This is a genomic window from Sphaerotilus natans (assembly GCF_900156335.1).
Taxonomy (GTDB): domain Bacteria; phylum Pseudomonadota; class Gammaproteobacteria; order Burkholderiales; family Burkholderiaceae_C; genus Sphaerotilus; species Sphaerotilus natans.
Genome location: NZ_FTMZ01000022.1, coordinates 78966 through 86364, shown reverse-complemented (window position 1 = coordinate 86364; position 7399 = coordinate 78966). Strand labels below are relative to the sequence as shown.

The window sequence follows — 7399 nt, the reverse complement described above, 5'->3', positions numbered from 1 at the left end:
TGCTCGACGCCCAGGCCTTCAACGCCACCATCCGGGCGCACTGGGCCATCGAGAACGACTGCCACTGGGTGCTGGACGTCAACTACCGCGAGGATGCCTGCCTGATCCGGCGCGACCACGGCCCGCACAACATGGCCACGCTGCGGCGCATCGCCCAGAACCAGATCAAGCTCGACGCCGGCAAGGGCAGCCAGAAGACCAAGCGCAAGCGCATGGGCTGGAGCGATGACTACCTCCAAGCGCTCTTCGGCTTGACTCCAGCCTCACTCAGCCCTGCACAAATTTCGAGCGATGGCTGATGCAATCGCCCTGCCCTGGCGCTCAGGCGCTGTCGGTTCCTGGCGACGCGGATGCAAGCCTGCCGTCAGGCCCGGCTCAGGCCGTGCCGCCGACGGTCAGGCCATCGATGCGCAGCGTCGGCTGGCCGACGCCCACCGGTACGCTCTGGCCGTCCTTGCCGCAGGTGCCCACGCCCGAGTCCAGCTCGAGGTCGTTGCCGATCATCGACACGCGCGTCATCGCCTCCGGGCCGTTGCCGATCAGCGTCGCGCCCTTGACCGGGTAGAGGATGCGGCCCTTCTCGACCCAGTAGGCCTCGCTGGCCGAGAAGACGAACTTGCCGCTGGTGATGTCGACCTGGCCGCCGCCGAAGTTGGTGGCGTAGAGCCCGCGGTCGATCGAGGCGATGATCTCCTCGCGCGTCTTGTCGCCGGCCAGCATGTAGGTGTTGGTCATGCGCGGCATCGGCACATGGGCATAGCTCTCGCGGCGGCCGTTGCCGGTGGGGGCGACCTTCATCAGCCGCGCGTTCATCGAGTCCTGGATGTAGCCCTTGAGGATGCCGTCCTCGATCAGCACGTTCTTCTGGCTGACATGGCCCTCGTCGTCGATGTTGAGCGAGCCGCGGCGGTCGGTGATCGTGCCGTCGTCGAGCACCGTCACGCCCTTGGCGGCGACGCGCTCGCCGATGCGGCCCGAGAAGGTGCTCGAGCCCTTGCGGTTGAAGTCGCCCTCCAGGCCGTGGCCGACCGCCTCGTGCAGCAGCACGCCTGGCCAGCCGGGACCGAGCACCACCGTCATCTCGCCGGCCGGCGCCGGGCGGCTCTCGAGGTTGGTCAGCGCCGAGCTCACCGCCCGATCGACATAGTCCTGCAGCAGCGAGTCCTGGAAGTAGCCGAAGCCGAAGCGCCCGCCGCCGCCGGCCGAGCCCACCTCGCGCCGCCCGCCCTGCTCGGCGATCACCGTGACCGACAGGCGCACCAGTGGACGCACGTCGGCCGCCAGCGTGCCGTCGGCGCGCGCCACCAGCACCACGTCGTACTCTCCCGCCAGGCCGGCCATGACCTGCACCACGCGCGGATCCTTGGCGCGGGCCATGCGCTCGATGCGCTCGAGCAGCGCCACCTTCTGCGTGCTGTCGAGCGTGGAGATCGGGTCCAGGTCCGGGTAGAGCCGGCGGCTGGGCGCCACCACCTGCGGCGTGTCGACCTTGACGCGCCGGCTCTGGCCGGCCGCGGCGATGGTGCGCACGGTGCGTGCCGCATCCAGCAGCGCCGCCTCCGAGATGTCGTCCGAATAGGCGAAGGCCGTCTTCTCGCCAGCGACCGCGCGCACGCCCACGCCTTGGTCGATCGAGAAGCTGCCGCTCTTGACGATGCCCTCCTCGAGGCTCCAGCCCTCGCTGCGGGTGTACTGGAAGTACAGGTCCGCATCGTCGACGCGGTGCGCCGACAGGGTGTTGAGCGCCCGCGTCAGCGTGGCCTCGGTCAGGCCGAACGGGTCCAGCAGCAGCCGGCGGGCGGTGGCCAGCCGCTCCAGGGTGGGTTCGCGAGAGATCATGCGATGCATTCTAGGTCCGCCACAATCGACCCATGCACGATGCGGATGGCGACCCGACCCGGAAATCTCACGATGCCCCGGAACTGCCGGCATCAGCGCCCGCGCGCCTGATCGCCCACCTCGACATGGACGCCTTCTACGCCTCGGTCGAGCTGCTGCGCCGGCCCGAGCTGCGCGGCCGCGCGGTGGTGGTCGGCGGCAGCCGGGCGCGTGCCGCGCGCTTCGAGGACGGCCACTGGCCGCGCCTGGGCGACTACGCCGGCCGCGGCGTGGTCACCACCGCGACCTACGAGGCGCGCGCCCGCGGCATCCATTCCGGCATGGGCCTGATGAAGGCCGCCGCGCTGGCGCCGGACGCGGTGCTGCTGCCGGCCGACTTCGACGAATACCGGCGCCTGTCCCGCGCCTTCAAGGACGCGGTGGCCGAGCTGGCGCCCGCCATCGAGGACCGCGGCATCGACGAGATCTACATCGACCTGAGCGACATCGCGCGGGCGCACGAGCCGCTCGGCCACGATCCGCTGGGCGGCGCGCGCGCGCTGGCGCAGGACATCCGCAACAACGTGCGTGCCGCCACCGGCCTGAGCTGCTCGATCGGCCTGGCGCCGAACAAGCTGCTGGCCAAGATCGGCAGCGATCTCGACAAGCCCGGCGGCCTGACGGTGCTGACCGCCGCCGACGTGCCACTGCGGATCTGGCCGCTGCCGGTGCGGCGCCTCAACGGCATCGGCCCGAAGGCCGGCGCGCGGCTCGATGCGCTGGGCATCCAGACCCTCGGCGAGCTGGCGGCCTGCGAGCCCGGCTGGCTGGTCGAGCACTTCGGCCGCACGCAGGGGCTGTGGATGCACCGCAGCGCCCACGGCCTGGACGATCGCCCGGTGGTCACGCACAGCGACCCGGTGTCGATGAGCCGCGAGACCACCTTCGAGCGCGACCTGCACCCGCGCCACGACCGCGAGCAGCTCGGCGCCCTCTTCACCCGGCTGTGCGAGCAGGTGGCGGCCGACCTGCAGCGCAAGGGCTGGGTCGGGCGCACCATCGGCATCAAGCTGCGCTTCGACGATTTCCGCACCGTCACCCGCGACCTGACGATCGAGCTGCCCACGGCCGACGCCGCGCTGATCCGCCGCGTCGGCGGCCTGTGCCTGAAGCGCGTCAGCCTGAACCGGCGCCTGCGCCTGCTCGGCGTGCGGGTGGGCACGCTGTCGCGCGCCGATGTGCAGCCGCCGCGACCGCGGCCCAAGCGCCCGCCCCCGATGCCGCAGCAGCACGCGCCCGCAGACGCGCCGCTGACTCAGACGCTGCCGCTGTTTCCGGACGCGTCCTGAAGCGGCAGATCCTCGCGCGCGGGCAGCCGCGCCATCCAAAGCGCCACCAGCGCGCAGCAGGCTGCCGGCAGCCACTGCAGCCGCGGCAGCGACCAGGCCGCCACGACCGATCCGATCGCCATCATCGCGAAGGCCAGCCAGCGCGCGCGGCGCGGGATGGCGCGGTGGCGGCGCCAGTCGCGCACCATCGGCCCGAAGGTGCGGTGCGAAAGCAGCCAGCGCTCGCAGCGGGTGCTGCCGCGCGAGAAGCAGGCGGCAGCCAGCAGCACGAAAGGCGTGGTCGGCAGCAGCGGCAGGAAGATGCCCACCACGCCCAGCAGCAGCGCCACCAGCCCAGCCGACAGCCACAGCGCCCGCCACCAGACGGGCCGACGCGGCAGATCGGCCGCGCTTGCTTGTGTCCTCAGATTCACCGCGAACGCTCTCCGCAAGAAAGAAGCCCGCGCCTCCGGTGGGAGACGCGGGCTTCATCGTAACCCTGGTGCCGACTATCCGAATCGAACGGATGACCTACTGTTTACAAGACAGTTGCTCTACCAGCTGAGCTAAGTCGGCGGGGAGCCGGATTGTAGTGAAAAAGCGCTCCGAGGTGTCAGGCCAGAGCCTGCTGCACCTGCGGCCACCTCACTTGCAGCCTCACTTGATGCGCTTGAGCGACGGCCGGGCGCCCGCAGGCGGTGCGGCCGGCGGCGGCTCGTCGTCGCCCGCGTCCGGGTCGGCGAGCGGCTCTGCCGTGGTGGCAGGGGCCGGCGCCAGTCGCAGCCCGGCACCGGGGATGGGCTTCTCGTCGTTCTCGACCTCGGCCGACGCCGGGGCCTCGAGCTCGGTCGGACCCTCGGGCATGGGAAAGGCCATGCCCTGGCCGTTCTCGCGCGCGTAGATCGCGATCACATGGTCGATCGGCACGACGATGTCGCGCGCGACGCCACCGAAGCGGGCCTTGAAGTCGATCACGTCATTGCCCAGGCGCAGGCCGCTGGTGGCGTCGAAGCTGACGTTCAGCACGATCTCGTTGTTCTTGACGAACTCCATCGGCACACGCACCGAGGAGTCGACATGAACGGCGAGCAGCGGCGTGAAGCCGTTGTCGATGCACCAGTCGTGCAGCGCACGGATCAGGTAGGGACGGGTCGAGGTGCCCTGGGAATCGTGATCGACGGACATGCAGCGGTGCGCTCAGGCAGAAGTGGATCCGGGTCGGCGGCGGGAACGGCAGCGCGGCTTACTTGCGCATCACCTTCTCGGACGGCGTCAGCGCCTCGATGTAGGCCGGGCGCGAGAAGATGCGCTCGGCGTACTTCAGCAGCGGCGCGGCGTTCTTCGACAGCTCGATGCCGTAGTAGTCCAGACGCCACAGCAGCGGCGCGATCGCCACGTCGAGCATCGAGAAGTCCTCGCCCAGCATGTAGCGGTTCTTCTGGAAGATCGGCGCGAGCTGCGTCAGGCGGTCACGGATCTGCGAACGCGCACGCTCCAGATCCTTCTCGGTGGCCTTGACGCCGCCGCGGCCCTCGAGCAGGTTGACATGCGTGAACAGTTCCTTCTCGAAGTTGAACAGGAACAGGCGCACGCGTGCACGAGCCACCGGGTCGCCCGGCATCAGCTGCGGATGCGGGAAACGCTCGTCGATGTACTCGTTGATGATGTGCGATTCGTACAGGATGAGCTCGCGTTCGACGAGGATCGGCACCTCGTTGTACGGATTCATCAGCGCGATGTCCTCGGGCTTGGCGTAGAGATCGACGTCACGGATCTCGAAATCCATGCCCTTCTCGAACAGCACGAAACGGCAGCGATGCGAGTAGGGGCAGGTCGTGCCGGAGTAAAGCACCATCATGGCGGAGATCGCTCCTCGAAGAGAAGACAGAGCTCTGGAACCGAACTCTGAAAAACAAAAGCGCGCAGAGAACCTCGACGGGAACTCTGCGCGGTGACACCGGCCCAAGGCGCCGCACGAGGCGGCCCCCCGGACCCGGCGCCGGACACCGGGAACGTCAGCTTACTTGACGTCCTTCCAGAAGGCTGCATTCAGACGCCAGGCGATGACGGTGAACACGGCCAGGAACAGCAGCACCCAGACGCCGAGCTTGACGCGCAGGCCCTGGTTGGGCTCGCCCATCCACTGCAGGTAGGCGACCAGATCGCCGACCGCGGAGTCGAACTCCTGCGCCGACATCTTGCCCGGCTTGATCTGCTCGAAGCTCTTGAAGGCGTGCGTGACCTTCTTCGGATCATGCGGATCCTGGACTTCCTCGAAGATCGCGCGGCGCTCGCCCTGCAGTTCCCACAGCACATGCGGCATGCCGACGCTCGGGAAGGCCAGGTTGTTCCAGCCGGTCGCCTTGGTCTCGTCGCGGTAGTAGGTGCGCAGGTAGGTGTAGAGGTAGTCCGCACCGGTGCCAGCATGGCTGGCGCGCGAGCGGGCGATGACCGTCAGGTCCGGCGGCGTCGCGCCCAGCCAGTCCTTGGCCTGGCGTGCGTTCAGCGAGACGTTCATCAGGTCACCGACCTTGTCGGTGGTGAACAGCAGGTTGTCCTTGATCTGCTGCTCGGTCAGCCCGATGTCCTTCAGCCGGTTGAAGCGCATGAACGCCGCGGCATGGCAGTTCAGGCAGTAGTTGACGAACAGCTGGGCGCCACGCTGGAGGGCGGCGGTGTCGTGCAGCTTCTCGGTCGGGAACTTGTCCAGCGGCACCGAGGCACCACCGGCGGCGTGAGCCGGCGTCAGCGCGGTCAGGCAGGCCGACGCCGCCACGAGCAGGGAAGCGATGAACTTTTTCATGGTTGTCTGGGCTCCGTGTCGTGGGCAGGCATCAGTGCGGCTGGAAGGTCACGCGGTCAGGGACCGGCTTGAACTCGCCGATCTGGCTCCACCACGGCATCAGCAGGAAGAAGCCGAAGTAGAACAGCGTGCCGACCTGGGCGATCAGCGTGCCGATGTCCGACGGCGGCTGGATGCCCAGATAGCCAAGGACCAGGAAGAACACGACGAAGACACCGTAGAGCGCCTTGTTCCAGGACGGACGGTAGCGGATCGACTTGACCGGGCTGCGGTCCAGCCAAGGCAGGAAGAACAGGATGACGACCGCGCCACCCATGACGACCACGCCCCAGAACTTCGCGTCGAAGGTCTTCAGCAGACCGCAGACGACCACCGCGCCGACCAGCACGCCGACCTTGGCCTTGCTCGGCAGATTGCCCTTGAGCACCGCCAGCACCGCGGCCAGGCCGATGATGACCACCAGCACGTTGATCATCACGTCGGTGGTGGCACGCAGCATCGAGTAGAACGGCGTGAAGTACCAGACCGGCGCGATGTGCGGCGGGGTCTTGAACGGATCGGCCGGGATGAAGTTGTTGTATTCCAGGAAGTAGCCACCGAACTCGGGCGCGAAGAAGATCACGCCGGTGAAGGCCATCAGGAACACCGTCACGCCCAGCAGGTCATGCACCGAGTAGTACGGATGGAAGGGAATGCCGTCGAGCGGAATGCCGGTCTTCGGGTCCTTCTTGGCCTTGATCTCGACGCCGTCCGGGTTGTTCGAGCCCACTTCGTGCAGCGCGATGATGTGCGCGGCGACCAGGCCGATCAGGATCAGCGGCACGGCGATGACGTGGAAGCTGAAGAAGCGGTTCAGCGTCGCGTCCGACACGACGAAGTCGCCGCGGATCAGCAGCGCCAGGTCCGGACCGACGAAGGGCACGGCGGCGAACAGGTTCACGATCACCTGAGCGCCCCAGAAGGACATCTGGCCCCAGGGCAGCAGGTAGCCCATGAAGGCCTCGGCCATCAGCGCCAGGAAGATCGCGCAGCCGAAGACCCACACCAGCTCGCGCGGCGAGCGGTAGGAGCCGTAGATCAGGCCGCGGTACATGTGCAGGTAGACCACCACGAAGAACGCCGAGGCGCCGGTGGAGTGCATGTAGCGGATCAGCCAGCCCCAGGGCACATCGCGCATGATGTACTCGACCGAGGCGAACGCGAGGGCCGCGTCCGGCTTGTAGTGCATCACCAGGAAGATGCCGGTGACGATCTGGATCACCAGCACCAGCAGCGCCAGCGAGCCGAAGAAATACCAGAAGTTGAAGTTCTTCGGAGCGTAGTACTCGGACAGGTGTTCCTTGTACAGCTTCGACGCGGGGAAGCGGTTGTCCACCCAGGTCAGCAGCTTCTCGCCTGCGGAGGCGTCCGGGGGAGCGACTTTGAATTCAGCCATGTTGGACCTCAGTTC

Annotated in this window: 8 protein-coding genes and 1 tRNA gene; 2 read left to right on the top strand and 7 right to left on the bottom strand. The window is 67.9% G+C overall.

Annotated elements, in window-relative coordinates; genetic code table 11:
- A partial coding sequence (locus tag BW996_RS17175; RefSeq protein WP_139330928.1) for an ISAs1 family transposase occupies positions 1 to 299 on the top strand: 299 nt, incomplete at its 5' end.
- Positions 300 to 375: 76 nt separating this feature from the next.
- Here BW996_RS17175 and tldD read toward each other — a convergent pair.
- A complete protein-coding gene (tldD, locus tag BW996_RS17170) occupies positions 376 to 1839 on the bottom strand; it encodes a metalloprotease TldD (RefSeq protein ID WP_037478721.1) in 1464 nt (487 codons plus the stop codon).
- Between the two features lie 32 nt (positions 1840 to 1871).
- Between tldD and dinB the strand changes: the two genes are divergently transcribed.
- Entirely contained in the window at positions 1872 to 3167 is a 1296-nt protein-coding gene (gene dinB / locus BW996_RS17165; protein WP_081837963.1) for a DNA polymerase IV, read from the top strand.
- Here the strand turns inward: dinB and BW996_RS17160 are convergent.
- From BW996_RS17160 to BW996_RS17135, 6 genes are all read right to left on the bottom strand, one after another.
- On the bottom strand, positions 3134 to 3580 hold the full coding sequence (locus BW996_RS17160) for a YbaN family protein (protein WP_169740568.1): 447 nt from the start codon (positions 3578 to 3580) through the stop codon (positions 3134 to 3136). The two genes, dinB and BW996_RS17160, sit on opposite strands and share 34 nt — an antisense overlap.
- A 66-nt stretch (positions 3581 to 3646) precedes the next feature.
- Positions 3647 to 3722: transfer RNA gene (locus BW996_RS17155), tRNA-Thr, on the bottom strand.
- Between the two features lie 81 nt (positions 3723 to 3803).
- Positions 3804 to 4331, bottom strand: coding sequence for a ClpXP protease specificity-enhancing factor (locus BW996_RS17150; protein ID WP_037478666.1), 528 nt, complete (start codon positions 4329 to 4331; stop codon positions 3804 to 3806).
- Between the two features lie 58 nt (positions 4332 to 4389).
- A complete protein-coding gene (locus tag BW996_RS17145) occupies positions 4390 to 5004 on the bottom strand; it encodes a glutathione S-transferase N-terminal domain-containing protein (RefSeq protein WP_037478668.1) in 615 nt (204 codons plus the stop codon).
- Positions 5005 to 5166: 162 nt separating this feature from the next.
- Positions 5167 to 5949: a cytochrome c1 gene (locus tag BW996_RS17140; RefSeq protein ID WP_037478670.1), complete on the bottom strand. Its 783-nt coding sequence runs from the start codon at positions 5947 to 5949 to the stop codon at positions 5167 to 5169.
- A 31-nt stretch (positions 5950 to 5980) separates the two neighbouring features.
- Positions 5981 to 7384, bottom strand: a complete 1404-nt coding sequence (locus BW996_RS17135) for a cytochrome b (RefSeq protein WP_037478673.1) — start codon at positions 7382 to 7384, stop codon at positions 5981 to 5983.
- Positions 7385 to 7399: the final 15 nt, after the last annotated feature.